Consider the following 25,116-nt stretch of genomic DNA (forward strand, 5'->3'; position numbering starts at 1 on the left):
CCGGCCCGCCGCGCGGTGGTTACTTGTCGCTGGTCGCCAGCGTCGAGCCCTCCGGGGTCCCGCAGGACTTCTCCAGCAGGAACTTGCCCCTGGAGTCGGCGTCGACCTCGATGGGGTACACCCCGTCGAAGCAGGCCCGGCACAGCTCGTTCTTCGGCACCTCGGAGGCCGCGATGAGCTCGTCGAGGCTCACGTAGGCCAGGGAGTCGGCGTTCACCGACGCGGCGATCTCGTCCACGCCCAGGTTCGCGGCGATGAGCTCGGCGCGGGTGGCGAAGTCGATGCCGTAGTAGCAGGGCCACAGCACGGGCGGGCTGGAGATGCGCACGTGCACCTCCGCGGCGCCCGCGTCGCGCAGCATCCTGACCAGGGCGCGCTGGGTGTTGCCGCGCACGATGGAGTCGTCCACGACCACCAGGCGGCGGCCCTGGATGACCTCGCGCAGCGGGTTGAGCTTGAGCCGGATGCCCAGCTGGCGCAGGGTCTGGCTGGGCTGGATGAAGGTGCGGCCGACGTAGGAGTTCTTGACCAGGCCCTGGGCGAAGGGGATGCCGCTGGCCTCCGCGTAGCCCACCGCGGCGGGCGTGCCCGACTCCGGCACCGGGATGACCAGGTCGGCGTCCACGGGGTGCTGCCTGGCGAGGCGGCGGCCCACCTCGACGCGCGTGGAGTTGACGTTGCGCCCGGCGATGGTGGTGTCCGGGCGGGCCAGGTAGACGTACTCGAACAGGCAGCCCTTGCGGCGGGCGGGGGCGAAGCGGCGCGAGCGCACCCCGCGCTCGTCGATGGTGAGGAGCTCGCCGGGCTCGATCTCGCGGACGACGGTGGCGCCCACGATGTCCAGCGCGGCCGTCTCACTGGCGACGACCCAGCCGCCCGCGCCCGAGGTCTCGCCGAGGCGGCCCAGGACGAACGGGCGGATGCCCTGCGGATCGCGTGCCGCGTACAGGGTGTTCTCGTCCATGAACACCAGGGAGAAGGCGCCCTTGACCTTCGGGAGGAGTTCGAGGGCGGCGTCCTCCACGGAACTCCCGCGCTTGGCCTGGTCCGCCAGGAGGTTCGTCAGGACCTCGGTGTCGGTGGTCGCGCCGCGCCGGGTGTCCGGCAGCATCGCGGCCAGTTCCGGGGTGTTGATGAGGTTGCCGTTGTGGCCGAGCGCCAGACCCCCCTCACGTGCGGTGTAGAAGGTCGGCTGTGCGTTCTCCCACACCGGCGACCCGGTCGTGGAGTAGCGGCAGTGGCCGATCGCGAGGTGACCTCGCAGGGAGTCCAGGGTCGCCTCGTTGAAGACCTGGGAGACGAGCCCCATGTCCTTGTAGACGACGATCCGCTCCCCGTCGCTCAGTGCGATGCCCGCGGATTCCTGTCCGCGGTGTTGCAGAGCGTAGAGACCGAAATAGGTGAGCTTGCTGACTTCTTCGCCGGGTGCCCAGACCCCAAATACGCCGCAGGCGTCCTGCGGGCCGCGTTCGAGCGGATCGAGGTCCATGGAGAGCCGGCCGTCGGAGTACGACACACCCACAGCTTAGTGCCTGCCTGTCAGCGCGGCACCACCCGGGGAGGGGGCGGACCAGAGGGGCAGGTGTCCGGACAGGTCGGAGCGGGCGCCGCTCGCCTGCACCCGGTGCCCGGAAACCTCCTGCTCCCAGGAGGTGCGGCCGGTCGCCAGGCGCAGCCAGGTGAGCGGGTCGGTCTCCACGACCCCGGGCGGGGTGCCGCGGGTGTGACGAGGGCCCTCGACCACCTGCACGGCGCCGTACGGGGGCACGCGCACCTCCAGGCTGCGCCCCGGCGCGCGGTCGGCCAGCACCGCGAGAGTGCCCCTCACGGCGGCCTTGACGGCGCCCCTCAGGGGCTTCTCCGCACGCAGCACCGCCCGCGCGCACGCGGCGACCGCTGCCTCGTCGTCGCCCTCGAAGGGGGCCTCCCCCAGGGCGGAGAGCTGTTCGTCCAGGGACTCGCGGAGGCGCCTGGCGGCGCTCGCGCTCAGAGCGGATGGCATGGGCAGAAGCCTAGAGGGGCCCGTGCGGCGCGGATCCGGGGCCATCGGAAGTGTGAACCGGCGGGGTACTTGTCATAGCGGGGGAATGGCCCGAAGGTGGACATCACAGAACTCCGGTGGAGCTGTCCACCGGTCTCCGCTCGATTGGGTGATTCCTGTCTCAGCGCTCCGCTGGTCAGCGGGAGCGGGACACGGTAGCGTCCCGAACCGTCCCGGTGTCGCCGAGATTGGGAGGATTGCGATGGAACCCGCGCCCCAAGCAGTTCCACGCGCCGGCCTCAGGAGATGAACGAGGGGTGACCGGGCCCGCACCCGCCCGCCCACCCCGCTCCCGGGCCCCCGCAGCGCCGCGCACCCGCGCTGGACCAGCTGCCCGGCGCGCTTAACATCCACGAAGGAACACCACCGCACCATCGGGAGAACGACGTGCGCCTGAGCTTGCGCCCGCGTGATGACAGCTACTACGAGATGTTCACCGATTCGGCCAACAACCTGGTCATCGGTGCACGCCTGTTGGTGGAGCTGATGAGTGACGGCGCCGACCGGGAGGCCATCACCGAGAAGATGCGTGCCTGCGAACACGCGGGCGACGACGCCACCCACGCGATCATGCGCCGCCTGAACAAGAGCACGGCGACGCCCATCCACCGGGAGGACATCTACCGGTTGGCCTCCAACCTGGACGACGTCATGGACTCCATGGACGCCGCCGTCGACCTCATCGGCCTCTACGGCCTGGAACGGCTTCCGAAGGGGATCATCGACCAGATCGAGGTGCTCGAACGCGCCGCCGAGCTGACGGCCGAGGCGATGCCGCGGCTCCGCTCCCTGGAGGACCTGACCCGGTACTGGATCGAGATCAACCAGCTGGAGAACCAGGCCGACCGCATCTACCGCAAGCTCCTCGCCCACCTGTTCAGCGGGGAGTACGACGCCCTGACGGTGCTCAAGCTCAAGGACGTCATCGAGGAGCTGGAGACCGCCGCCGACGCCTTCGAGCACGTCGCGAACACGGTGGAGACCATCGTCGTCAAGAACGGCTGACCCGGCGCCCGCAGGTCCGGCGCCCGAGAGACCTTTCCCCTTTCCCCTTCCCCCGTCCCCCTTCCCGCCGTCACCGGGGCGTCCGCGTACGGGCCCTCCCTCCCGCCGCACGTCTTCCGGTCCCCTCCGGTCCGCCGCCCCCCGGAGGCCCCGTGCCCGAAGAGACCACTCCGGAACCGGCCGCGCACGTGCTCGACGCGCAGCCCTTCAGCGCCCTCGTGGGCGCCCGGATCGCCTCCGTGGGGCACGGGGCCGCCCTGATGCGCGACACGCGGCCGGGGACCCCCTCCCGCCCGCCGTGGGGCCGCCGTGCGGGGCGCGTCCGGGGCCGGGGCCCGCGCGGGCGAGGGGGGCCGTCCGCCGACGGCCGTGCCCCCGCACGCCGGAGGGCCCCTCACCCCTCCCGGTGGAGGACGAGGTGCTCGTGGTGGAGCACGCCGTCCCGGATGTCCCCGGTGGCGGTGAAGCCCGTGTCGTCCACGTAGTCGATGTGGTTCCCGGTCACCGTGTAGCGGCCGGTGTACGCGCTGCGCCTCGTGCCGCGCGCCTCGTCGTACCGCCCGTCGGGGCGGAGCTCCTGCCGGATGTAGCCGTCCGCGGTCGTCCACACGCCCACCACGTCCGGCCGCGGCTCCCCGCCGGCTCCCCCTGTGCTCTCCGTGTCCGTCGCCACTGTCCCGTGCCTCCTCCGTGATCGGTTCCCCCGGAGTCTGGGACGCCGCGACCGGACCGGCCAGGTCGCCCCGTACCAGGGAGTGGCACACCCAGGCAGCCCGCCGGTCTCCGCCGTAGCCTGGGCGCATGAGCGGCAACGACCTCGGAGACCTCCTACGCGCGCACAGGGCCCGGATCCGTCCGGAGGACGCCGGAGTGCCCACCTACGGACCCCGCCGGGTCGAGGGCCTGCGCCGGGAGGAGGTGGCGGTCCTGGCAGGCATGAGCAGCGACTACTACGCCCGGCTGGAGCAGGGGAGGGAGCGCAACCCTTCGGCGCAGGTGCTCGAGGCCGTCAGCGCGGTCCTGAGGCTCGACGACGACACCCGGGAGCACCTGTACCGCCTGGCGGGCGCGGTGCCGGAGGACGCGCGCCGCCGCGACGCGGTGGAGACGGTCACCCCCGAGCTGCGCCAGCTCCTCGACGGGTACCCCACCACCCCGGCGTTCGTGCTCAACCCCGCACTGGACCTCCTGGCCGCGAACGCGCTGGCCGAGGCGCTGTTCTCGCCATTCGCGAGGGCGGACAACCTGGCCCGCATGGTCTTCCTCGACCCGGCCGCACGCTCCTTCTACGCGAGGTGGGAGCGGGCGGCGCGCATGACCGCGGCGAGCCTGCGCCACGCGGCGGGGCTGGACCCGCACCACCCCGGGCTCGTCTCGCTGGTCGCGGAGCTGAACGGTGGCAGCGCGGACTTCGCCGACCTCTGGCGGTCCCACACCGTGCGCGGCAAGACCGGCGAGGCCAAGGAGTTCGTCCACCCGGACGTGGGGGCGCTCTCGCTGGTCTACCAGTCCTTCGACGTGCGCGGCGCCCGGGGCCAGCAGCTCGTGATCTACCACGCCGAGCCCGGGAGCCGGAGCGCGCAGGCGCTGGCGCTGCTGGGCACGAGCGACGCGACGCGGAGGGCCGAGGCGTGAGAAGGGCGCGGGACGCCTCCGCCGCGTCCTACAGCCCGGCGATCTCCCGGGCGGGGGCGGTGCGCCGGGACAGCACCTCGACGAGGTGGTCGAAGAACCCCTCGGCGTCGATCTCCTCGATCACCGTCGCGTTGGGCTCCAGCCCGTGCACGCCCCAGGACATGGCCGAGTAGCCGCGGGTCAGCTCCCCGGCGGTCTCCACGTCCACGTGGTAGCGCCCGGAGCGGCGCACCAGCTCCGGGCGGAGCAGGACGGCGGCGGTCAGCGAGTCGGGGTGGGTGGTGCCGTCGATCCCCACCCTGCGGTCGAACTCCAGCGTGGCGGAGCAGACCCGGGCGAAGAAGTCGGCCAGCGGGGTGCCGATCGCGGCGAGGGCGTCCAACCGCTCCTGGCCGAACACGGCCTGGCGGAGGGTCAGCGGGTCCCACGGGACCACGGTGACGTCGAAGCCCGCCTCGAAGACGGTCTTGGCGGCCTCGGGGTCCACGTAGAAGTTGAACTCGGCGGCGGCCGTGATGTTGCCGCGCCCGTTGTTGGACCCGCCCATGACGTACAGGGCGCGCACGTTGCCGGCGAAGCCGGGGTCCTTGACGACGGCCATCGCGATGTTGGTCAGCGGGCCGATCGCCACCACGGACAGCTCGCCGGGGTTCTCGGCGGCCAGCCGGACGAGGGCGTCCACCGCGTGCTCGGACTCCGGTTCCAGGCCCGTCTGGTCCATCGACAGCCCGCCCGAACCGTCGCCGTGGACGTTCTCCGCGCTCACCCACGGGCGGGTCAGCGGACGGCGGCAGCCCAGGTACACGGGCACCTCGCCCAGGCGCCCGGCCACGTTGAGGGTGAGGAAGGCGTTGCGCACCTGCTGGTCGAAGCCGACGTTCCCGCGACCATGGTGATGGCGCGCAGGTCCGCCCCGGGGTCCAGCAGTCCGACGAGGAGCGCGACGCAGTCGTCCTGTGCGGTGTCGGTGTCGATCACCAGGGGTGTGGCCACGTCTTCTTCTCCTTCGGGTCCCTCACGGGGGATGTACAGGGGGCCGGTCGGCTTCGGGCGCCGACCCCGGCCAGGGCCCTCCGGTCGAAGCGGCCCACTATCGCTGGGCGCCCGTCCAGGCCAGGTCAGAAGCTCTTTAGCCGAAGCGGCCCACTATCGCTGGGCGCCTGTCCGGGCCAGGTCAGGGCTTTTTAGCCGAAGCGCCCCACTATCGCTGGGCGCCGGTCCGGGGGACGCGGACCTTCTTTAGCCGAAGCGCCCCACCATCGCTGGGCGCCTGTCCGGGCCAGGTCAGGGGCTCTTTAGCCGAAGCGGCCCACTATCGCTGGGCGCCTGTCCGGGCCAGGTCAGGGGCTCTTTAGCCGAAGCGCCCCACTATCGCTGGGCGCCGGTCCGGGGGACGCGGACCTTCTTTAGCCGAAGCGCCCCACCATCGCTGGGCGCCCGTCCGGGCCAGGTCAGAGGCTCTTTAGCCGAAGCGCCCAGTGATATAGTTCTCGGTCTCCTTCTTCTCCGGCCGGGTGAACATCTGGTTGGTCTCGCCCATCTCGACGAGCCTGCCCGGCTTGCCCGGAGCCGACAGGTTGAAGAACGCGGTCCGGTCGGACACGCGCGCCGCCTGCTGCATGTTGTGGGTGACGATGACGATCGTGTAGTCCTCCTTCAGCTGGTGAATGAGGTCCTCGATCGCCAGGGTCGAGATCGGGTCCAGCGCGGAGCACGGCTCGTCCATCAGCAGCACGGACGGCTTCACGGCCGTCGCGCGGGCGATGCACAGGCGCTGCTGCTGACCGCCGGAGAGGCCGGAACCGGGCTTGCTCAGCCGGTCCTTGACCTCCTCCCAGAGGTTGGCGCCGCGCAGCGACCGCTCCACCAGCTCGTCGGCCTCGGAGCGGCTCATCCGGCGGTTGTTGAGGCGGGCGCCGGCGATGACGTTGTCGTAGATCGACATGGTCGGGAACGGGTTGGCCTTCTGGAAGACCATGCCGACCTCGCTGCGCACCATGACCGGGTCCACGTCCGGACCGTAGACGTCCAGGTCGTCCAGGAGGACCTTGCCCTCGGCCCGGGCGCCCGGGGTGACCTCGTGCATCCGGTTGAGCGTCCGCAGGAAGGTGGACTTGCCGCAGCCGGACGACCCGATGAACGCCGTCACCGACCGCGGCTCGATGGTCATCGACACGTCCTCGACGGCCTTGAAGTCGCCGTAGTAGACGTTGAGGCCGGAGACGTCGATTCGTTTCGCCACTGGAAGTTCCTCGTGAGTCTGCTCCACGCGCGGGACGTGGGCGGTGGGTGTAGGGATCAACGGGCCTTCGGCGCGAACAGGCGGCCGATCATGCGGGCCAGGAAGAACAGCAGCATGACCACAAGGATCAGCGTCAGCGCCGCGGCCCAGGCCCTCTCGTAGTTGACGGCGCCGCCCATGCGGACCTGGGAGTAGATGAACACCGGAAGGCTCATCATCTGCCCGTCGAACAGGTTCCAGTTGATGGACACCGCCGACGATCCCGCGGTGAGGATCAGGGGCGCCGTCTCTCCGATAACGCGCGCGATGGCGAGCATGATTCCGGTGGTCAGCCCGGCCGCCGAGGTGGGGAGCACCACCTTGGTGATGGTCCGCCACTTGGGGACGCCGAGGGCGTACGAGGCCTCGCGCAGGTCCTGCGGCACCAGCCGCAGCATCTCCTCGCTGGAGCGGACCACGACCGGGATCATCAGCACGGCGAGCGAGATCGCGCCCGCGGCGCCGTTGGTCGCGCCGGGTCCGAAGAGGATGATCCACAGCGCCACGACGAACAGACCGGCGACGATCGACGGGATGCCGGTCATGACGTCGACGAAGAACATGATGGTCCGCTTCATGCGGCCCTCGGCGTACTCGACCAGGTACACGGCGGTCATGACGCCGATCGGCACCGAGATGAGCGTGGCCATGCCGGTGATGGCGAGGGTGCCCACGATCGCGTGGTAGGCGCCGCCCGCGTCCATGCTCGGCAGGACGCCGTTCATGGAGACCGACAGGAAGTAGGGGTCGAACCGGGCGAGGCCGTTGCCGAGCACGGTCCACAGCACGGACACCAGCGGCAGCATCGCGAGCAGGAAGCAGCCGTAGACGAGCGAGGTGACCAGGCGGTCCTTGGCCTTGCGGCCGCCCTCGACCCTGGCGGACGCGGTCACGACGATCACCGCGTACGCGACGGCGGTGAGCACCCCCCACAGGACGAACCCGAAGGAGGAGAAGGCCAGCAGGACCCCCGCCACGACGGCGGCGGTGGCGGCCAGCAGCAGGGCCGGGAAGTGGGGGGGCAGGGAACCGCGGCGCAGGTCGTTCGCGGTGGCGCTCATCCCGGGCCCGGGCGGTGGCGTGGTCGTCAGGCTCATCAGGACTCCTTGTTCCCACGCGCCACGACGTAGCGTGCGCCCATGTTGACAACCAGGGTGATCGCGAACAGCACCAGTCCGGCGGCGATCAGCGCGGAGACGCCGTAGCCGGTGGCCTCGGGGTACTGGAGCGCGATGTGCCCGGCGATGGTCTGGTTACCGCTCTGGAGGAGGTTCCAGGAGACGGCGAGGGAGGGGGAGAGGATCATGGCGACGGCCATGGTCTCGCCGAGGGCGCGCCCCATGCCGAGCATGGCGCCGCCGACGATGCCGGACTTGCCGAACGGCAGGACGGCGAGGCGGATCATCTCCCAGCGGGTGGCGCCCATGGCGAGCGCGGCCTCGCGGTGCCCCTGGGGCACCTGGTGGAAGACGTCGCGGGACATCGCGGTGATGATCGGCAGGATCATCACGGCCAGGACGACGCCGGCGGTGAGGATGGTGCGCGCCGACGTGGAGGCGGGGCCCGCGAACAGGGGGATCCAGCCGAGGTAGCGGGTCATGCCCTCGTACACGGGCACGAGTTGCGGGGCCAGGAAGCCGATGCCCCACAGGCCGTAGACGACGCTGGGGATGGCGGCGAGCAGGTCGACCAGGTAGCCGAGCAGGGACGCCAGCTTGCGGGGCGCGTAGTAGACGATGAAGAGCGCGATGCCGATCGCGACCGGGGTGGCCAGGAGGAGCGCGATCGCGGCGGCGAGCACGGTGCCGAACGCCAGCGCGCCGACGCCGAACGCGGGCGACTCGCGGACGTTGGCCTCCCACTCCTGGGAGGTCAGGAAGTTCGCGGTGTTGGCGGCCAGGGACGGCCAGGCCTGAACGATCAGGAAGGCGGCGACGCCGGCGAGGATCAGCAGGATCAGGATGCCCGAGCCTCGGGCGGTGCCGGCGAAAACGACGTCGCCCATCCGGCGCTTGCCCGTGGGCGGGGGTGCCGCCTTGGGCGCGTCCGTGGTCGTCATGGATTGGCTCCGGTTCGGAAGGGTTGCAGTGCGGGTCGCCGGGGTGGCGCGGTGTGCAGCGGACACCCCCGTGTGCGCCTGTTCTCTTTGTTCCGGGCGGTTCCGCCGCTTCCCGCGGGGGTCGTCCCCGCCGGGTGGCGCCGTGGCCGCTCCTGGCCGTCCGGCGGCCGCGGTCTCACGTCCACCGTGCGCGAAATGGTCGTTCCGCGCCGATTGTGAAGGTAGGCGTAGGAGGTGACCAGTTGTCCCAGAGAAGGTGAACGTGGGGTGAACGAGGCGTCGCACTACCGTGGCGGAAGGGCGATTGCCCGGTGAATGTGACCAGCCGCACTCAGGCGGAAGGCCGCCGGTCGTCGGTGGAGGGCGGCGCGTACATGACGTCGGTGTCCCACATGCCGAACCCGAGCGACTCGTACAGGCGCACCGCGGCCTCGTTGTCACCGTCCACGTAGAGGTGCGCCCACGGCAGGCCGACGTCGCGCAGGTACCGCAGACCGGCCAGGGTCAGGGCCCTTCCCAGGCCGCTGCCCTGCCATGACGGGGCCACTCCCACCGCGTAGACCTCGCCGACGGGCTCGCCGTCGGTGAGCCCGGCGCCGTCGGCGTGGGTCTTGGTCCAGTGGAACGCGGCGACCTTCCCCTCCTTGGTGGTGGCGAGGAAGAAGCCGCGCGGGTCGAACCAGTCCTCGATCTCGCGCTGGAGCAGGTCGTCCAGGGTGAGCTGGCCCTGTTCGGGGTGGTCGGCGAACGCGAGCGCGTTGGCGGCCAGCCACGCCTCCTCGTCCTGGCCCACGACGAACTCCCGCACCCGCACGGCGGCGGCCACGTCGGGCCGGAGCGCGGGCTCGGGGAGGTCGGGCGCCGCCCAGGGGCCCCCGGGCTCGTCCGCGGCGATGTCGCGCAGCGGCATCCGCATCTTGTGCAGCGAGCGGACGGCGGTCCAGCCGTCGCCCTCCGCGACCGAGACGGCCTGCGGGGTGCGTCCGTGGGCCCACACCCGGACCCCCCGGGGGCCCGCGTCCCGGTCGACGGAGCGGAGCAGGGCCGTGCCGTGCCCGCGGTCCCGGTACGCGGGGTCGACGACGACCTCGCCGGAGTCGGGCTCGCCGGCGAGCCGCTCGACGAACGCGAAGCCGACCACGCGGCCGTCCTCGGTGACGACGTGGAAGCGGCTGCTCCCGGAGGGCGCGCCGTGGCGGACGCGCAGCAGGGTGTGCTCGGACAGCGGAGCGACGCCGTCCGCGCGGCGGGCGGACTCGGAGAGTGCCAGGACCTGCTCGGCGAGGCCGGAGGCCAGGTCATCGGTGACTAGCGGGGTGCTCATGGACGGAAAGCCTACGACGGGACGCCCATAAAGGTTCCGTCAACCTCGTACAGGGAGGCTTTTGTCCTGTTCAGCGGCCCGGGGCCCGGGATGTGGGCCGCCTGCCGCGTGGCGCGGCGCCGCTCCGGCGGGTCGGGCCCGGGACGGTGCGCCGGGAGCCCGCGGGACGCCGTCCCGGGCTCCCGGCGCGAAGGGGCCCCGCACGGTCCGCGAGGTCACCCCTTGCGGCGCTTGCCCTGGTAGCCGCCGCCGATGCGGACGCGGCGCACGGGGGCGAGCGGCGCGGCGAGCAGGAGCGCGAGGAGGAGCGCCGCGAGCAGCACCGCCGGGGCCATGTTCGGCCCCATGTCGCCGTGGTCCGCGGCCACCTCCGTCCCGTCGAGGTCGTCGTCGGAGGAGGGGGACACCAGCGGCAGCTCGGCGAGGTCCTCGGAGCCGGGGGCGACCTCGGGCAGGTCGGCGTCGTTGCGCGGCAGGGTCGGGATCTCGGCGCCGGTGGTGGGCACGTCGCCCACGCCGCCCCGCGGGGTCCCGGGGCGCGCCGTCGGGCTGTCGGAGGCGCGGTCCCGGTCCCGGTCGCGGCCGCCGTCACCGGGAGAGCGGGTGGGGGCCGGGTCGGAGCTCGAAGGCGGGTCCGACGGGGTGCGGGTCGGTTCCTCGGTGGGCGTCTCGGTGGGTGGGTCGGTCGGCGTCTCGGTGGGGCCGCCGGTGGGCGGGGGCGAGGGGTCCGGCTTGACCACGGACACCGACCACGTCCCGGTGGAGACGGTGCGTGTGGCCGAGGGCTCCAGGGAGGAGCAGTCCGCGTCCTCCTCGGCGAGCGCGTAGGTCAGGGTCGCGACGACGTCGGTCGACTCGCGGGGCGAGCCGGTGACGACGCCCGCGGGCGCCTCGGCCCCGGGCGCGACCTCCTGCCGGACGAACCCGGAGGAGGTGAAATCCTCGCCCCTCACCACCAGGTCGAGCAGGCAGACGGCGAGGCCGCCGGTGTTGACGGCGGTGACCGCGTTGGGAGGGGCGGGCCTGCCCGTCTCGACCTCGCTGGCGCTGTTCTCGAAGGCGACGACGGCGGAGGGGACGGGGGCGGGGGAGGGGCTCTCGGAGGCGGTCTGGTCCGCGTACGCCGGTGACATCACGGCGACGAGGCCGGAACCGACGAAGACGGCGCCGAGGACGACACCCGTGCGGCGGCGGCCGTGGGACGGCGGGGAACTCGCGGCGTTCAGGGGCATCGGGGCGATTCACTCCTCAGGGTGGCGCGCCAAGGCTGCTTCGGCCGCACCCGGCCGCGGGGAGCTCGCCGCGCCTGACCGACCCCGGAGTTCGGGTGCCCCACGATCTTAGGACCTGCGGCCACGGAAGACGAGTGTCCGGGTGATGCCGTTATGTCATCGGTTCGGCCGGGTTCTCCGCGCACGGTGCGCGGACGACTCCGGGGCGCCGTGCGCGGATGCGCGGCGCCCCGGAGTGCTCACGGCCGTGGTGTCCCGGTCCTCCCGCGCGGGGCTACGTGGCGCTGGGCCCGGCGGTCCTGGCCGCGGGCAGCGGCTCGGCGGCCTCGGGCGGCGGCACGGGCGCCTTGGCGACCGGGTCGGGAACGAACCTGTACCCGACGTTGCGCACGGTGCCGATGAGCGACTCGTACTCCGAGCCGAGCTTGGCGCGCAGGCGCCGGACGTGGACGTCGATGGTCCGGGTCCCGCCGAAGTAGTCGTAGCCCCACACCTCCTGGAGCAGCTGGGCCCGCGTGAACACTCGGCCGGGGTGCTGCGCCAGGAACTTGAGGAGCTCGAACTCCTTGAAGGTGAGGTCGAGGATGCGTCCTCTCAGCCGTGCGATGTAGGTGGCCTCGTCGATCACGAGGTCGCCCCGGCGGATCTCGTCGGGGTCGTCGGTCCCGGCCTCGGCGGAGCCGACGGCCAGCCGGAGCCGTGCCTCGACCTCCGCCGGCCCAGCGGAGGCCAGGATGAAGTCGTGGACCTGCCAGTCGGGCGTGAGCGCCGCGACGCCGCCCTCGGTGAGGACGACGAGCAGCGGGCAGTCCAGTCCCGTGGTGTCGAGCAGGCGGCAGAAGTTCCTGGCCGCCGCGAGGTCGGTACGGGCGTCGACCAGAATGGCGTCGACGGGCGAGTTCGAGTTGCCGCTCACTCCTGACGCCAGCAGGGCTCCGGCCTCCGCGGGAGCCACCCGCACGGAGTGCAGGAGGAGTCCGAGGGCCGGCAGCACGTGGTCGGACGGTTCGTTGGAGTTTGTCAACAGCAGCAGATGGCTCATGCGTCTCTTCTCGTCAACCCGCGCTATGCGGACGATCGAAGGCGCCATTGCCCCCGGTGAAGATTTGTCTAATACGTCGCCTCCGAGCAACACCAAGGATAATCAACAGATGGCGAAGTGCACTATCAGGTACTGGGCAGCGGCCAAGGAAGCGGCCGGAACGGCGCAGGAGCACGTGGAGGCGGACACTCTCGCCGAAGCGCTCGAAGCGGCGTGTCGCCTGCACCCCGACGACCGCTTCCTGCGCGTACTCGGGGCTTCCTCGCTCCTAGTGGACGAGCGGCCCGTGGGAGCGCGCCCCCACGGCGCGGTCGCGGTCGCCGACGGGACTGTGATCGAGGTCCTACCGCCCTTTGCCGGCGGGTGAGATGTTCCGGAATCACACGCAATCAGGAGGAAACATGTCGGAAATGCCCGAATGGGCGGGGCGTGCTCGCGTGGTGATGCTCGGGAGGTCGGGGTGCCACCTGTGCGAGGACGCGTGGCGGACCATCGGCGCCGTCGCGGACGAGGTCGGGGCGAGCCGTGCGGAGGTGGACCTCGACGGGGTGGACGAGGCCGACCGCGAGGAGTACTGGGACAAGATCCCGGTCACGTTCGTGGACGGGAGGCGCCACGACTTCTGGCGTGTCCGGGAGGACCGGCTGCGCTCGGCGCTCGGCGGCTGAAGGGTGGGATTCTTCGGGGGTTCCGAGCGGTTCCGTCCGTGAATGCCCACGCGGGTGCTATTCCGGCTGTCCTGAATCGCTGAGCGTGCTCCCTCCTTTTCCGCGGCTCTCCGGAGAACCCCGCGCATGGGAACTTCTGATCGCGGAGTCACAGCGGGCCCCACTTTGTGCGTGCTTTCACAAGCACGTAATCTAGGTCCACAGCCCCCGTCGGGAGCACTCCCGCGCGTACCCCGGGATCCGGCCGCGCGCCCGCCCCCGGCCCCGTGCCCCGTCCGCACCGACCGCCGCTCAGGAGCACCCGCCTGTGATCAGTCGTCCACCACGGCCCCGGGAGAGGGGTATCCCGGAGGCCACCGTCGCCCGGCTCCCCGTCTACCTGCGCGCGCTCCAGTCCCTCCAGGACCGCGGCACCCTCACCGTCTCCTCCGAGGACCTCGCCTCCGCGGCCGGCGTCAACTCCGCGAAGCTCCGCAAGGACCTGTCCCACCTCGGCTCCTACGGGACCCGCGGGGTGGGCTACGAGGTCCAGTACCTCGTCTACCAGATCTCGCGTGAGCTTGGTCTCACCCAGGACTGGGCCGTGGCCATCGTCGGCATCGGCAACCTCGGCCGCGCACTGGCCAACTACGGGGGTTTCGGCACCCGCGGCTTCCGCATAGCGGCCCTCCTCGACGCCGACCCCGAGATGGTCGGGCAGAGCGTGGCGTCCCTGGACGTGAGGCATATTGACAACCTGGAGGACGTCGTCCGTTCCAAGGGCGTTTCCATAGGAGTCATCACCACGCCCGCGGCCTCGGCCCAGGGCGTCGCCACCCGCTTCGTGGAGGCGGGGGTGAGCAGCATCCTCAACTTCGCGCCGGTCGTGCTCAATGTGCCGGACGGGGTCGATGTGCGTAAGGTCGACTTGTCCATCGAACTCCAGATCCTCGCCTTCCACGCGCAGCGCAGGGCGGACGGCGACGGCCGTGCCGCGGAACGGGCGGGACTGGAACTGACATGAGACGGGTACCGGCCGGAGAAGCCGGTCGGAGCGGTGGGCGAAGAGCGAGCGTGCGCCGCGTTCCGGGGGGCTGGCCACGGGGGTCGGCCGACGTGCCGGAGCATAGAGAGACGCTGTGTCGTGCCTGCATAGGAGAATGCGGATGAGTGTCCTGGCCGTGGGGTTGAGCCACCGGAGTTCGCCGGTGGCGCTGCTCGAACGCGTCGCGCTGAACGGGGAGGCGCGCACCAAGGCGGTCGGGGAGATGGTCGGCTCCGACTCCGTCAACGAGGTCATGGTGGTCTCCACCTGCAACCGGACGGAGGTCTACGCCGACGTCGAGGCCTTCCACGGCGGAGTGGCGGCCATCACCGAACTCCTCTCCTGGCACAGCGGGGTGCCGCTCGGGGAACTCTCCGAGCACCTCTACGTGCACTACGAGGACCGCGCCGTCCAGCACCTGTTCTCGGTCACGTGCGGCCTGGACTCCATGGTCGTCGGCGAGGGGCAGATCCTCGGACAGGTGCGCGACGCCCTCAAGGAGGGGCAGGACACCGGTTCCGTCGGCCGCGTCCTCAACGACCTCGGCCAGAGGGCCCTGCGGGTGGGCAAGCGCGCCCACACCGAGACCCACCTCGACCACGCGGGCGCCGACATGGTCAGCTTCGGCCTCACCGTCGCCGCCCGCGACCTGGGCCTCGGCCCGACCGGAGCGGACGAGACCACCGCCGACCGCACCGTTCCCGCCGTGGGCGCGGTCCCGCCCGTGGGCTGCCCCATGTCCGCGTCGGCCGGCGACACCGGCGACGAGCCGGGGCTGGCCCGGCCCTCCCGCGGTCCCCTCGCCGGCCTGCGCGTCCTGGTCCTCGGCGCGGGGTCCATGAGCGCGCTGTCGGCCAACACCGTCTCCCGCCAGGGCGCCGCGACCGTCGTCGTCGCCAACCGCACGCCCGAGCGCGCCGCCCGGCTCGCCGAGTGCCTCACCGAGGCCTACGACACCGTCCGCTCCCGGTCCGTCCCCTTCGCCGACGCCGCAGGGGTTCTCGCCGACGTCGACCTGGTCATCTCCTGCACCGGGGCCCAGGGCCTGGTCCTGACCGCCGACGCCGTCGCCGCGGCCACGGCCGGCCGCGTCCGGCCCCTGGTCTTCCTCGACCTCGCGCTGCCCCGCGACATCGACCCCGCCGTGCGCGACCTGCCCGGCGTGCGCCTCGTCGACATCGAGGACCTGCGCCTGGCCGCGGCCACCGGCTCCGCCGGCGGGGGCGGCGACCGCTCCAGCGCCCTCACCCTCGTACGCGGGATCGTCGACGAGGAGGTCACCGAGTTCCGCTCGGTCCGCCGCGCGAACCAGGTCACCCCCACCGTCGTCGCCCTGCGCTCCCAGGCCAGGGACGTCGTCGAGGCGGAGCTGTCCAGACTCCACGGCCGCCTGCCCGACGACATCGACGACCGCACGCGGGAGGAGATCACCCGCGCGATGCGCCGGGTCGCCGACAAGCTCCTCCACCGGCCCACCGTGCGCGTCAAGGAACTGGCCGCCGCACCGGACGGGGAGTCCTACGAGGCGGCCCTGCGGCAACTCTTCGACCTCGACCCCAAGACCCCGGAGGCGCTGACCGCCTCCGGCGGCCCCAGCACCGCGGCGCGGTCCGCACAGGAGAAGGCATGACCGGCACTCCCGCCAAACTCGGCACGCGTCGCAGCACCATGGCGACCAGCCAGTCCCGGATGGTCGCGGACGCGATCACCGCGCGCACCGGCCAGGCCATCGAACTGGAGCTGATCACCAGCTTCGGGGACGTCACCAAGGCCCACCTGACCCAGCTCGGCGGCACCGGGGTGTTCGTCAACGCCCTGCGCGACGAGCTCGTCGCTGGCACCATCGACTTCGCCGTCCACTCCCTCAAGGACCTGCCCACGGCGCCCGCCGACGGGCTCGTGCTCGCCGCCGTGCCCGAGCGCGACGACCCCCGCGACGCCCTGTGCGCCCGCGACGGCCTCGCGTTCGCCGACCTGCCCGCCGGGGCCAGGGTCGGCACCGGCTCCCCGCGCCGGGTCGCCCAGCTCGCGGCCCTCCGCCCGGACCTCACCTACCTGCCCATCCGCGGAAACGCCGAGACGCGCCTGGGCAAGGTCGCCTCCGGTGAGCTCGACGCGGTCGTCCTCGCCTACGCCGGCCTCGGCCGCGTCGGCCGGATGGACGACGTCACCGACGTCTTCGAGCCGGAGCAGATGCTGCCCGCCCCCGGACAGGGCGCCCTCGCCGTGGAGTGCTCGGCCGAGCGCCGCGACGGCGACCTCGCCTACCTCGCCACCGTCGACCACCCCGCCACCCGCGTCGCCGTCGTCGCCGAGCGCACCGTCCTCTCCGAGCTGGAGGCCGGGTGCGCCGCCCCGGTCGGCGCCTACGCCGAGTACGACGCCGGGACGGGGAGCCTGCGCCTGCGCGCGGCCGTCGTCTCCACCGACGGCACCGCCTCCGTGCGCGGCGAGCGCACCGCCGACCTCGCCTCGCCCGGGGACCTGGCCGCCGCCACCGCGCTCGGCCGCGACCTGGCGCGCAGGATGATCGGTGAAGGCGCCGACCGGATCGTCGCCGAGGCCTTCGCCGAGAGGGACACACCCTGACCAGGAGTCGACGGCGGGGCGCCTCGGCCGCACCCCGCCGCACCCGCCGGCGTGCCGGAGAACTCCGCGCACAGGGACGCCGGCGACCACACAGAGGAGCCAGTACGTGAACGCCAACGCCAACCCCCAGCCGGAGGAGCCCCGCGCCGCCGCCCGGTCCGGGCACGTCGCCCTGGTCGGGAGCGGTCCGGGCGGCGCCGATCTGCTGACCCTGCGCGGCGCCGAGCTGCTGAGGCGCGCCGACGTGGTCGTCACCCTGCGGGAGCCCGCCGCCGAGGAACTGGCGGGCTTTCGCGAGGAACTCCTCTCCCACTGCTCCGGGGACGTCTCCGTCCTCCAGGCCGACGAGTGCGGCGGAGACCTCAACGCCCTCGCGGTCGCCCGCGCCCGCGAGGGGCAGCGGGTCGTGCGCCTGTATTCCGGCGACCCGTTCTTCGGCTGCCGCGGCGCCGACCTCGTCGCCGCCTGCGAGGAGGCCGGGATCGAGGTCGAGGTCGCCCCGGGCGTCTCCGCCGTCACCTCCGTCCCCACGTTCGCGGGCATCCCGCTGATGGGCGACGGCGTCCCCGAGGTGCGGATCCTCAACGCCCGCCCGCACGGCGAGGCCGAGGTCGACTGGAACGAGGCCGCCGCGAGCGACGCCACCCTGGTCATCATGGGCGGCGACGCCCCCGCCGACGAGCCTCCCGAACACCGCGGCCCCGGCCTCGACGTGCTCTGCAAGACCCTCGTCGCGGGCGGCAGGCCCGCGAGCACCCCGGTCTCCGTCGTGCGGGCGGGCGGGACCACCCGGCAGACCACCGTCACCTCCACCCTGGCCCGCCTGGTCGCCGACCTGAAGGCCAAGGACGCCAAGAACCACCACGCCACCGCGCCCGCGCTCATGATCGTCGGATCCGGCGCCGCACGCAGGCCCGAGCTGTCCTGGTACGAGGGGCGCCCGCTCTTCGGCTGGCGCGTCCTGGTGCCCCGCACGAAGGAGCAGGCCGCGGCCCTGTCCGACCAGCTGCGCGGGTACGGCGCGGTGCCGGAGGAGGTGCCGACCATCTCGGTGGAGCCGCCGCGCACCCCGCAGCAGATGGAGCGCGCCGTCCGCGGACTGGTCACCGGCCGCTACCAGTGGGTGGCGTTCACCTCCGTCAACGCGGTCAGGGCGATCCGCGAGCGCCTGGAGTCCTACGGCCTCGACGCGCGCGCGTTCGCCGGGGTCAAGGTCGCCGTCGTCGGGGAGGCCACCGCCGACGCGGTGCGCGAGTTCGGCATCCAACCCGACCTGGCGCCGCCGGAGGACGCCCAGTCCAGCGCCGGCCTGGTGTCGGTGTGGCCGCCCTACGACGACGAGATCGACCCCATCGAGCGGGTCCTGCTGCCGCGCGCCGACATCGCCACCGACACCCTCGTCGCGGGCCTGACCGACCTCGGCTGGGAGACCGACGACGTCACCGCCTACCGCACGGTGCGCGCGGCCCCCCCGCCCGCGCCCGTCCGAGAGGCGATCAAGGGCGGCGGTTTCGACGCGGTGATGTTCACGTCCTCCTCCACGGTGCGCAACCTGGTGGGGATCGCGGGCAAGCCGCACAACACCACCGTCATCGCGGTGATCGGCCCGGAGACGGAGCGGACCGCCGTCGAGTTCGGCCTGCGCGTCGACGTGGTGGCCCCCAAAGCCTCGGTTTCGGCCCTCGCACGGGCCCTCTCGGAGTACGGTGCCGCCAGGAGCCGCGAAGCCGTCGAGTCCGGCAAGCCCGTCCTCAAGCCCAGCCAGAAGCGCCGCGGGCGCCGGCGCAAACTGTAGACCGCCCACGCGGTCGGACGCCGTGCGGGCCGGCGCCACCGGCCCCGGGGGCGCCGACCCGCACGGCGCCCCCGGCCCGCCCCGCACGCGCGGGGCCCGGGGGACCGGCCCCAGACCACACGTCCACCCCGCGAACCCACGTACGGGAGCCCGCAATGACCGCATCCGGAAACGACGCCGCCTTCCCCGCCGCCCGTCCCCGCCGCCTGCGCCGTGGACCGGCGCTGCGTCGCCTGGTCGCCGAGACCCGGGTGCTCCCGCGCAACCTGGTCCTGCCGATGTTCGTCAAGGAGGGGATCACCGAGCCCGTGGCGATCTCCTCGATGCCCGGCCAGGTGCAGCACACGCGCGACAGCCTGCGCAAGGCCGCCCACGAGGCCGCCGCCGCCGGGGTCGGCGGGCTCATGCTGTTCGGCATCCCCGCGCACAAGGACGAGCGCGGCTCGGGCGCCGACGACCCCGAGGGGATCGTCCAGGCGGCCCTGCGCGACCTCGCGGCCGAGGTCGGCGACGACCTCGTGGTCATGGCCGACCTGTGCCTGTGCGAGTACACCTCGCACGGCCACTGCGGGCCGCTGGAGACCGGCGGGCACGTCGACAACGACCTCACCCTGGAGCGCTACGCGTCCGTCGCCGCCGCGCAGGCGGAGGCGGGGGCGGCCGTCGTGGCGCCCAGCGGCATGATGGACGGCCAGGTCGCGGCCATCCGCGCCGGGCTGGACCGGGCGGGGTTCGAGCAGGTGCCGATCCTGGCCTACGCCGCCAAGTACGCGTCGTCCTTCTACGGCCCCTTCCGTGAGGCCGCCGAGGGCGCCCCGCAGTTCGGCGACCGCTCCGGCTACCAGCAGGACCCCGCCAACGTCCGCGAGGCACTGCGCGAGGTCGCCCTCGACGTCGCGGAGGGCGCCGACATGGTCATGGTCAAACCCGGCCTGGCCTACCTCGACATCGTCGCCAAGGTGGCGGAGGCGTCCCCGGTACCCGTGTCGGCCTACCAGGTCAGCGGTGAGTACGCGATGATCGAGGCGGCGGCGGAGCGCGGCTGGATCGACCGCGAGCGGGCCATCGTGGAGACCCTGACCTCGTACCGGCGGGCGGGGGCCGAACAGGTCCTCACGTACTGGGCCACCGAGGCAGCACTCCTGCTGCGGTAGCGCGACCAGGCCTTTCGCCCCGGTCGCGGTCGCCGGGTGCGGGGCCCGGGACCGAGGCCGCGCCTGAGCCGAGCACGACCACCGGGGAGGCCCCATGGCCGACGTACTGTACCGACGTAGGCGCCGACATGCGACGGACAGCATGCTCGACGCGGCCCTGCGCTACGCGCGGCTGGGCTGGCCGGTCGCGCGCGGCGCCGCGCCGGGCGAGGACCGCGCGTGCAGCTGCGACCGGATGGGCTGTCCGGACCCGGCGGCGCACCCGGTCACGATGGCCTGGGGTGTGGAGGCCAGCACCGACGCCGCCACCCTGCGGCGCTGGTGGACGGCCACCCCGGACGCCAACGTCATCCTGCCGACCGGCCGGGTCTTCGACGTGTTCGACGTCCCGCGCGAGGCGGGCGTGATGGCCCTGGCGCGGATGGGGCGCTCGGGCGTCCCGGCCGGGCCGGTCGCGGCGGTCGACTCGTCCCGCTACCTGTTCTTCGTGGCCACGCGCTCCCCGGTCGACGAGGACGAGTGGTGGTCCTGCCACCTGGACTGCGTGCCCGAGGACGTCGAGGAGATGCCGGGCCTGCGCTGGCACTGCCGGGACAGCTTCGTCCTCGGCGCACCGTCCCTGCTGCCCTCGGGCGGCCGGGTCACCTGGATCCGCACACCGCTCGACGCGGGCGAACCGGTCCCGCTCCCCGACCCGATCGCGGTGCTCGGCATCCTCGCCGACGCCAGCGCCGAGTTCTCGGGCTGACGCACGCGGCCCGGCGCCGGCGCGGCGGCACGGACCCCGGGCCGTGCGCCCCGCCGCCCCCGGGCGGCGCGGGCGGCGGCGTCAGGCCCCTCCGCGCTCGCGCACCCACAGCGCCAGCCGCGTCCGGTCGCGCAGGCCGAGCTTGCGCAGGATGCTGGTGACGTGGTTCTTCGCGGTCCCCTCGGTGATGAACAGGGTCCGCGCGATCTCCCGGTTGGTGGCCCCGGTCCCCACCAGCCCCGCCACCTCCTCCTCGCGCTCCGACAGCGGGGACGCGGCGGGCGCGGCGGCGGGCCCCGCCCCGGGGTCCCGGGCCGGGTCCAGGGCGGCGACGAGCCGCTGGGCGGCGGGCCCGCCCAGGACGGTCTCGCCCCGTGAGGCCCGGCGCAGCGCCGAGACCAGCTCCTCCGGCGGAACGTCCTTGAGCAGGTAGCCGCGGGCCCCGGCGCGCAGACCGCCGAAGATCAGCTCGTCGTCGTCGAACGTGGTCAGCACGACGGCCGGAACGCCCGGGTACTCCTCGCGCATGCGGCCGATGAGGGTCACCCCGTCCATGAGGGGCATGCGGGCGTCCACGAGGGCCACGTCGGGGAGGGGATCGGCCGAGGACAGGAACTCCAGGGCCTCGACCCCGTTCGCCGCCTCGCCGACCACGTCGATGCCCTCCTCGATCTCCAGCAGCTTGCGCAGGCCCTGCCTCAGCAGGATCTGGTCGTCGACGATCAGAACCGAAACGGTGGTCACGCGGTGCCTCCAGCGGTGGTCGGGACGGTCTCCGGCCCGGTGCGCAGCGCGGGAACGGACACCCGGAGCCGGAACCCGGGCCGCCGTGTCCCGGCGGCCCCCTCCGTGCCCCCCGGCGCGCGGACCGCGCCGTCGCGGGGCGCGTCCCCGGCGCCCCGCTCAGCGTCCGGGGCGCCGGCCCCGCCCCCGTCGGCGTCCCCGGCCTCCAGCGCGCCCCCGACCGAGGCCACCCGCTCCGCCAGTCCGCGCAGGCCGAACCCGCCGAGCGCCGCCTCCTGCGGGGACCCGGCGCCGTTGTCGGCCACCGTGACCGCCACCCCGGCGGGGTCCGCCGCGACCTCCACCTCCACCAGGTCCGCGCCCGAGTGGCGCATCGCGTTGGTCAGACCCTCCTGGAGGGCGCGGTAGCAGACCAGCTCGGCCTCCTCCGACAGGTCCGGCCAGTCGCCGGTGTCGGTGAAGGCGATGCGGATGCCCCCGCCGTCGAACGAGTCCGCCATCGCGCGCATGGCGGCCACCCCGGCGCGCCCCTCCAGCCGCAGCGGCCGCAGCGCGCGCACCCACCTGCGGGTGTCGGTGAGGGCCTCGCCCGCCAGTTCCCGGGCCTCTTCCACCTCGTCCCAGGCCTGTTCGGGGCGTGCGGTGCGAAAGCGCAGCGCGTTGGACAGGGACATGGCGAGCGCGGTCAGGTAGTGGCCGGTGCTGTCGTGCATCTCCCGGGACATGCGCGCCCGCTCCTCGGCCACGGTCAGCTCCCGTACCCGGGCGGCGCGCAGGCGCAGGTCCTCGTGGGCCTCCTCCAGCTCGGCGAGGAGGGCGGTGGTGCGCTCGGCGCGCTCCGCGGCGACGACGAGCCCGACGAAGGCCATGCCCGACATGGCCACGATGAAGAGGAGGCTCGTCCCCATCACCAGCCCCGCCCAGAGCGGGACCAGGGCGGGCAGGGACAGGGCGATCCCCAGGCCGAACGCGAAGACCGACGCCCCGTAGCCGAACCAGCCGGGCAGCCCGAACACCGCCAAGGCGTTCATCGTCCCCACGCACACCAGCAGGAACATCGTGTAGTTGTTCGTGATGAGGCACAGCACGGTCAGCACCAGGAAGGCCACGCTGGCCGCCCGCCGCAGCGGAGGGGAGTCGGCGGACCAGGCGAGGAAGGGCCACAGCGCGCACGACGCGACCGCCGCGCCGAAGCTGGCGAAGGCGACCGCCCGCAGGGCCGGGGGCCCCTCGGCGAACCCCGGCTCGACCGTGAGGACCGCGGTCTGGAGCAGGAGCGTGATGCCCATCGCTCCCCAGAACAGCAGTTGCAGCATGCGCGGCGGGCGGTCCCTGTACAAGGTGACCCAGGCCGACAGGTCGGGGAGCGGACCGGACGTGTTCATCCCACGAGCGTAGCCACGCCCCGACCGCCGGCGGAGCTGCCCGAGGTCATGTCCGGAGCACGTTCCGGCCATGACCTCCGGCACGCCCCGGACGCGGGGAACGCCATGACCGCACCGTGCCGCACGGTCGATGCGGCCGTTCCGCGCCTTTCCCTAATGTTCTCCGCGAAAGGTCGGCGACGGAGGGGCGGGGAAATGGAAACGGTGGCGCAGGGCACGGGAAAACCCCGTTTCCCGGTGGTGGGAATCGCTTTCTCGGCGGTGGCGCTCGCCCTGATGGCCTACGTCTCCTGGGTCGCCTGGCCGGACCTCCCCGCCATGGTGCACGGGGGGAAGACCAACCTGGACGGCACCCCCGACACGGTCCCCCGCCTGATGCTCGTGGTGGCCCTGCCCCTCACGGCCGTGCTCCTGGTCCTCGTGCTGTCGGCGGCGGGGTTCGTCGCCGCCGTGGTCCAGGACTCGCTGAACCTGCCGGACCGGTGGACGGCGAGGAAGCTCACCCGGACCATGAACGCCCTCCTCTCCCTGCTGTCCCTGTTCCTCCTGGCCGCGCACGCCGCGCTCGTCCTCGGCGAGACCGTATGAGGCGCCCCGGCCCGGCGGTCGGCCCCGCCGCGCCCCGCATCCGATTCCGAACCGATTCCGAAAGGACACACGGACGCCGATGAACGGCACGCCTGTGATCACCACCGAAAAACTCACCAGGGACTACGGAAACGGCGCGGGGGTCTTCGACGTCGACCTCTCCGTTCCGCGCGGAACCGTTTTCGGACTCGTCGGCCCCAACGGGGCCGGAAAGACCACGCTCCTCTCCGTCCTCGCCGGGCTCAGGAGGGCCGGGAGCGGGAACGTGCGCGTGGACACCGCGGGCGGACGGGTCCTGCTCTGCCCCGACGTCCCGGACTTCGAGCCCTGGCTCACCGCCACCGAGGTCGTGGTCCTCAGCGCCGAGGCCGCCGGGGTCCCGGTCACCCCGGAGGACGCGGCCCTCGCCCTGGAGCGGGTCGGGCTCACGGAGGCCGCGCACCGCCGCAACGCCCGCTTCTCCCGGGGCATGCGGCAGCGCCTGGGCCTCGCCGCCGCACTGGCCTGCCGGCCCGAGGTGCTCATCCTGGACGAGCCCGCCTCCGGGCTGGACCCGCGGGGGCGGGTGGACGTGCTCGCCCTCATCCGCTCCCTCCGCGAGCACTGCACGGTCATCCTGGCCAGCCACCTGCTCGGCGACGTGCAGAGGGTGTGCGACGACGTCGCCGTCCTGGTCCGGGGGCGGGTGGTCTACCAGGGGCCCGTCGCCGACATCGCCGACCGCGGACGCCCCAGCGCCTGGCACGTGAGGGTCCGCGGCACGGCCCGGGAGGTCGTGGACCTCCTCTCCGCCGAACCGTGGGTGACCCGGGCGGTCCCCGTCGACGCGGAACCCGACCTCGTCTTCGTCGAGGCCGCCGCGGCCGAGCACGGGGAGACCGGCATCCCGCGCACGCTCGTGGAACACGGCGTCCCGCTGGTCTCCATGAACGGCTACGAGGCCGACCTGGAGTCGGCCTTCCTCTCCCTCACCTCGACGGACGCCACCGACGGGAGCACCCGATGAACACCGCGCTCTACCGCAACGAGATCCGGCGCATGACGCGCACCCACACCCTCGCCGCGCTCATGGGGTTCTTCGTCTTCTTCGGGGCGGCCTCGCCCGTCCTGGTGTTCCTCCTGCCGGACCTGCTGGCGGCCATGGAGGGAATGGAGGGCGTCCAGCCCGGCATGGCGGACCTCATACCGGAGGCCACCCCGGTCGCGGCGCTCGGCTCCTACGTGGAGAACGGGCAGACCCTCGGCGTGCTGTTCGTGCTCCTGGTGGCCGCGGGCGCCCTGGCGCTGGACGGCAGCGCCGGCCGCTCGACGTTCTACCGGGTCCGGGTCTCGGGCCCCGCCGCGCTGGTGCTGCCGCGCTTCGCGGTCCCCGCGGTCGCCGCCGTCGCCGCCCACACCGCCGGCGCCGTGGTCGCCTGGGCGACGACGCTGCTGCTGATCGGGGAGCTCCCCTTCGGGGCCACGCTCGCGGGCGCGCTGCTCACGGGGCTGTTCCTGGTGTTCGCCGTCGCGGTGACGGCGCTGGTCGCCGCCCGGGCCGGCGGCCTCCTGCCCACGGTCGGGTTCTCCGTGGCCGCCCTGGTCCTGCTCGTCCTGCTGGGCCAGCTGCCGGTGGTGGGGGAGTGGTCGCCCACCACCCTGTTCGCCGCGCAGGCCGCCCTGCCCGGCGGTGCGCCGGTCGCCGACTTCCTGCCCGCCGCGGCCAGCACCCTCGTGGGGACCGCCGCCCTCCTCGCGCTGGCCGTGCGCGGGTTCGGCACCCGGGAGGTCTGAGGGAGGGGAGCCGGGAGGGGCCGACGGAG

24 protein-coding genes and 1 pseudogene are annotated in these 25,116 nt (G+C 73.2%); 13 read left to right on the forward strand and 12 right to left on the reverse strand.

The genetic code is table 11. From position 1 onward, the window contains the following. Positions 1 to 19: 19 nt before the first annotated feature. Both purF and ACIRPH_RS17560 read right to left on the reverse strand, forming a co-directional pair. Positions 20 to 1,516 (reverse strand): amidophosphoribosyltransferase, encoded by a 1,497-nt coding sequence (gene purF / locus ACIRPH_RS17555; RefSeq protein ID WP_267947746.1) that lies wholly within the window; start codon positions 1,514 to 1,516, stop codon positions 20 to 22. Positions 1,517 to 1,525: 9 nt separating this feature from the next. Next, entirely contained in the window at positions 1,526 to 2,002 is a 477-nt protein-coding gene (locus tag ACIRPH_RS17560) for a sterol carrier family protein (protein ID WP_402915471.1), read from the reverse strand. Between the two features lie 426 nt (positions 2,003 to 2,428). Between ACIRPH_RS17560 and ACIRPH_RS17565 the strand changes: the two genes are divergently transcribed. Beyond that, positions 2,429 to 3,046, forward strand: coding sequence for a DUF47 domain-containing protein (locus ACIRPH_RS17565; RefSeq protein WP_402915474.1), 618 nt, complete (start codon positions 2,429 to 2,431; stop codon positions 3,044 to 3,046). 394 nt (positions 3,047 to 3,440) lie between these two features. Here the strand turns inward: ACIRPH_RS17565 and ACIRPH_RS17570 are convergent, their stop codons facing one another. Beyond that, positions 3,441 to 3,719, reverse strand: coding sequence for an Atu4866 domain-containing protein (locus tag ACIRPH_RS17570; RefSeq protein WP_402915477.1), 279 nt, complete (start codon positions 3,717 to 3,719; stop codon positions 3,441 to 3,443). 128 nt (positions 3,720 to 3,847) lie between these two features. Between ACIRPH_RS17570 and ACIRPH_RS17575 the strand changes: the two genes are divergently transcribed. Next, positions 3,848 to 4,681 (forward strand): helix-turn-helix transcriptional regulator, encoded by an 834-nt coding sequence (locus ACIRPH_RS17575; RefSeq protein ID WP_402915480.1) that lies wholly within the window; start codon positions 3,848 to 3,850, stop codon positions 4,679 to 4,681. A gap of 28 nt (positions 4,682 to 4,709) precedes the next feature. Here ACIRPH_RS17575 and ACIRPH_RS17580 read toward each other — a convergent pair. The 7 genes and pseudogenes from ACIRPH_RS17580 to ACIRPH_RS17610 all read right to left on the reverse strand — a co-directional run bounded on the left by ACIRPH_RS17580 (position 4,710) and on the right by ACIRPH_RS17610 (position 12,619). Beyond that, positions 4,710 to 5,674: pseudogene (locus ACIRPH_RS17580) on the reverse strand (nucleoside hydrolase). A 469-nt stretch (positions 5,675 to 6,143) separates the two neighbouring features. After that, complete coding sequence (gene pstB, locus ACIRPH_RS17585) at positions 6,144 to 6,923, reverse strand: phosphate ABC transporter ATP-binding protein PstB (protein ID WP_402915483.1); 780 nt, start codon at positions 6,921 to 6,923, stop codon at positions 6,144 to 6,146. A 56-nt stretch (positions 6,924 to 6,979) separates the two neighbouring features. Further along, on the reverse strand, positions 6,980 to 8,059 hold the full coding sequence (gene pstA / locus ACIRPH_RS17590; RefSeq protein WP_402915486.1) for a phosphate ABC transporter permease PstA: 1,080 nt from the start codon (positions 8,057 to 8,059) through the stop codon (positions 6,980 to 6,982). After that, positions 8,059 to 9,021 carry a phosphate ABC transporter permease subunit PstC gene (gene pstC, locus ACIRPH_RS17595; RefSeq protein WP_402915488.1) on the reverse strand — a complete coding sequence of 321 codons (963 nt, stop codon included), beginning with the start codon at positions 9,019 to 9,021 and terminating at the stop codon, positions 8,059 to 8,061. The genes pstA and pstC overlap by 1 nt, the downstream gene beginning before the upstream one ends. A 331-nt stretch (positions 9,022 to 9,352) precedes the next feature. Beyond that, entirely contained in the window at positions 9,353 to 10,345 is a 993-nt protein-coding gene (gene mshD / locus ACIRPH_RS17600; RefSeq protein WP_402915491.1) for a mycothiol synthase, read from the reverse strand. A gap of 215 nt (positions 10,346 to 10,560) precedes the next feature. Continuing rightward, positions 10,561 to 11,577, reverse strand: coding sequence for a hypothetical protein (locus ACIRPH_RS17605; protein ID WP_402915493.1), 1,017 nt, complete (start codon positions 11,575 to 11,577; stop codon positions 10,561 to 10,563). Positions 11,578 to 11,851: 274 nt separating this feature from the next. Beyond that, the gene (locus ACIRPH_RS17610) at positions 11,852 to 12,619 is read right to left on the reverse strand and encodes a winged-helix domain-containing protein (protein ID WP_402915496.1); all 768 of its coding nucleotides are present in this window, start codon (positions 12,617 to 12,619) and stop codon (positions 11,852 to 11,854) included. 109 nt (positions 12,620 to 12,728) lie between these two features. Here ACIRPH_RS17610 and ACIRPH_RS17615 point away from each other — a divergent pair, with 109 nt between their 5' ends. From ACIRPH_RS17615 to ACIRPH_RS17650, 8 genes are all read left to right on the forward strand, one after another. Beyond that, positions 12,729 to 12,986, forward strand: a complete 258-nt coding sequence (locus ACIRPH_RS17615) for a MoaD/ThiS family protein (protein WP_402915498.1) — start codon at positions 12,729 to 12,731, stop codon at positions 12,984 to 12,986. Between the two features lie 34 nt (positions 12,987 to 13,020). After that, positions 13,021 to 13,287: a glutaredoxin family protein gene (locus ACIRPH_RS17620; protein WP_402915501.1), complete on the forward strand. Its 267-nt coding sequence runs from the start codon at positions 13,021 to 13,023 to the stop codon at positions 13,285 to 13,287. Positions 13,288 to 13,594: 307 nt separating this feature from the next. Further along, the gene (locus ACIRPH_RS17625) at positions 13,595 to 14,290 is read left to right on the forward strand and encodes a redox-sensing transcriptional repressor Rex (RefSeq protein WP_267947761.1); all 696 of its coding nucleotides are present in this window, start codon (positions 13,595 to 13,597) and stop codon (positions 14,288 to 14,290) included. A 142-nt stretch (positions 14,291 to 14,432) separates the two neighbouring features. Then, positions 14,433 to 15,941 (forward strand): glutamyl-tRNA reductase, encoded by a 1,509-nt coding sequence (locus ACIRPH_RS17630; protein ID WP_402915504.1) that lies wholly within the window; start codon positions 14,433 to 14,435, stop codon positions 15,939 to 15,941. Then, positions 15,938 to 16,900 (forward strand): hydroxymethylbilane synthase, encoded by a 963-nt coding sequence (hemC, locus tag ACIRPH_RS17635; RefSeq protein ID WP_402915507.1) that lies wholly within the window; start codon positions 15,938 to 15,940, stop codon positions 16,898 to 16,900. The genes ACIRPH_RS17630 and hemC overlap by 4 nt, the downstream gene beginning before the upstream one ends. Before the next feature lie 106 nt (positions 16,901 to 17,006). Further along, entirely contained in the window at positions 17,007 to 18,695 is a 1,689-nt protein-coding gene (locus ACIRPH_RS17640) for a uroporphyrinogen-III synthase (RefSeq protein ID WP_402915509.1), read from the forward strand. 155 nt (positions 18,696 to 18,850) lie between these two features. Continuing rightward, positions 18,851 to 19,849, forward strand: a complete 999-nt coding sequence (gene hemB, locus ACIRPH_RS17645) for a porphobilinogen synthase (RefSeq protein ID WP_402915511.1) — start codon at positions 18,851 to 18,853, stop codon at positions 19,847 to 19,849. Positions 19,850 to 19,943: 94 nt separating this feature from the next. Then, positions 19,944 to 20,597, forward strand: coding sequence for a bifunctional DNA primase/polymerase (locus ACIRPH_RS17650; RefSeq protein WP_402915513.1), 654 nt, complete (start codon positions 19,944 to 19,946; stop codon positions 20,595 to 20,597). Between the two features lie 81 nt (positions 20,598 to 20,678). Here ACIRPH_RS17650 and ACIRPH_RS17655 read toward each other — a convergent pair whose 3' ends face one another. Then, entirely contained in the window at positions 20,679 to 21,341 is a 663-nt protein-coding gene (locus tag ACIRPH_RS17655) for a response regulator (protein WP_402915516.1), read from the reverse strand. Next, positions 21,338 to 22,726, reverse strand: a complete 1,389-nt coding sequence (locus ACIRPH_RS17660; RefSeq protein WP_402915518.1) for a histidine kinase — start codon at positions 22,724 to 22,726, stop codon at positions 21,338 to 21,340. The genes ACIRPH_RS17655 and ACIRPH_RS17660 overlap by 4 nt, the downstream gene beginning before the upstream one ends. 237 nt (positions 22,727 to 22,963) lie before the next feature. Between ACIRPH_RS17660 and ACIRPH_RS17665 the strand changes: the two genes are divergently transcribed. The 3 genes from ACIRPH_RS17665 (at position 22,964) to ACIRPH_RS17675 (ending at position 25,087) form a co-directional block, all read left to right on the forward strand. Further along, positions 22,964 to 23,314, forward strand: a complete 351-nt coding sequence (locus ACIRPH_RS17665; protein ID WP_402915521.1) for a hypothetical protein — start codon at positions 22,964 to 22,966, stop codon at positions 23,312 to 23,314. A gap of 79 nt (positions 23,315 to 23,393) precedes the next feature. Continuing rightward, on the forward strand, positions 23,394 to 24,320 hold the full coding sequence (locus ACIRPH_RS17670; RefSeq protein ID WP_402915524.1) for an ABC transporter ATP-binding protein: 927 nt from the start codon (positions 23,394 to 23,396) through the stop codon (positions 24,318 to 24,320). After that, entirely contained in the window at positions 24,317 to 25,087 is a 771-nt protein-coding gene (locus ACIRPH_RS17675) for an ABC transporter (protein ID WP_402915527.1), read from the forward strand. Before ACIRPH_RS17670 ends, ACIRPH_RS17675 begins: the two co-directional genes overlap by 4 nt. Positions 25,088 to 25,116 lie beyond the last annotated feature (29 nt).

The sequence above is a fragment of the Nocardiopsis sp. NPDC101807 genome, assembly GCF_044766605.1.
GTDB lineage: Bacteria > Actinomycetota > Actinomycetes > Streptosporangiales > Streptosporangiaceae > Nocardiopsis > Nocardiopsis tropica.

Bases quoted from the DNA above. Each gene is read 5' to 3' on its own strand.
- ACIRPH_RS17560 (WP_402915471.1), bottom strand. From the start codon at position 2,002: ATGCCATCCGCTCTGAGCGCGAGCGCCGCCAGGCGCCTCCGCGAGTCC.
- hemB (WP_402915511.1), top strand. From the start codon at position 18,851: ATGACCGCATCCGGAAACGACGCCGCCTTCCCCGCCGCCCGTCCCCGC.
- ACIRPH_RS17650 (WP_402915513.1), top strand. From the start codon at position 19,944: ATGGCCGACGTACTGTACCGACGTAGGCGCCGACATGCGACGGACAGC.
- pstC (WP_402915488.1), bottom strand. From the start codon at position 9,021: ATGACGACCACGGACGCGCCCAAGGCGGCACCCCCGCCCACGGGCAAG.
- mshD (WP_402915491.1), bottom strand. From the start codon at position 10,345: ATGAGCACCCCGCTAGTCACCGATGACCTGGCCTCCGGCCTCGCCGAG.
- ACIRPH_RS17675 (WP_402915527.1), top strand. From the start codon at position 24,317: ATGAACACCGCGCTCTACCGCAACGAGATCCGGCGCATGACGCGCACC.
- ACIRPH_RS17630 (WP_402915504.1), top strand. From the start codon at position 14,433: ATGAGTGTCCTGGCCGTGGGGTTGAGCCACCGGAGTTCGCCGGTGGCG.
- ACIRPH_RS17620 (WP_402915501.1), top strand. From the start codon at position 13,021: ATGTCGGAAATGCCCGAATGGGCGGGGCGTGCTCGCGTGGTGATGCTC.
- ACIRPH_RS17610 (WP_402915496.1), bottom strand. From the start codon at position 12,619: ATGAGCCATCTGCTGCTGTTGACAAACTCCAACGAACCGTCCGACCAC.
- hemC (WP_402915507.1), top strand. From the start codon at position 15,938: ATGACCGGCACTCCCGCCAAACTCGGCACGCGTCGCAGCACCATGGCG.
- ACIRPH_RS17660 (WP_402915518.1), bottom strand. From the start codon at position 22,726: ATGAACACGTCCGGTCCGCTCCCCGACCTGTCGGCCTGGGTCACCTTG.
- ACIRPH_RS17670 (WP_402915524.1), top strand. From the start codon at position 23,394: ATGAACGGCACGCCTGTGATCACCACCGAAAAACTCACCAGGGACTAC.
- ACIRPH_RS17605 (WP_402915493.1), bottom strand. From the start codon at position 11,577: ATGCCCCTGAACGCCGCGAGTTCCCCGCCGTCCCACGGCCGCCGCCGC.
- ACIRPH_RS17575 (WP_402915480.1), top strand. From the start codon at position 3,848: ATGAGCGGCAACGACCTCGGAGACCTCCTACGCGCGCACAGGGCCCGG.
- pstA (WP_402915486.1), bottom strand. From the start codon at position 8,059: ATGAGCCTGACGACCACGCCACCGCCCGGGCCCGGGATGAGCGCCACC.
- ACIRPH_RS17615 (WP_402915498.1), top strand. From the start codon at position 12,729: ATGGCGAAGTGCACTATCAGGTACTGGGCAGCGGCCAAGGAAGCGGCC.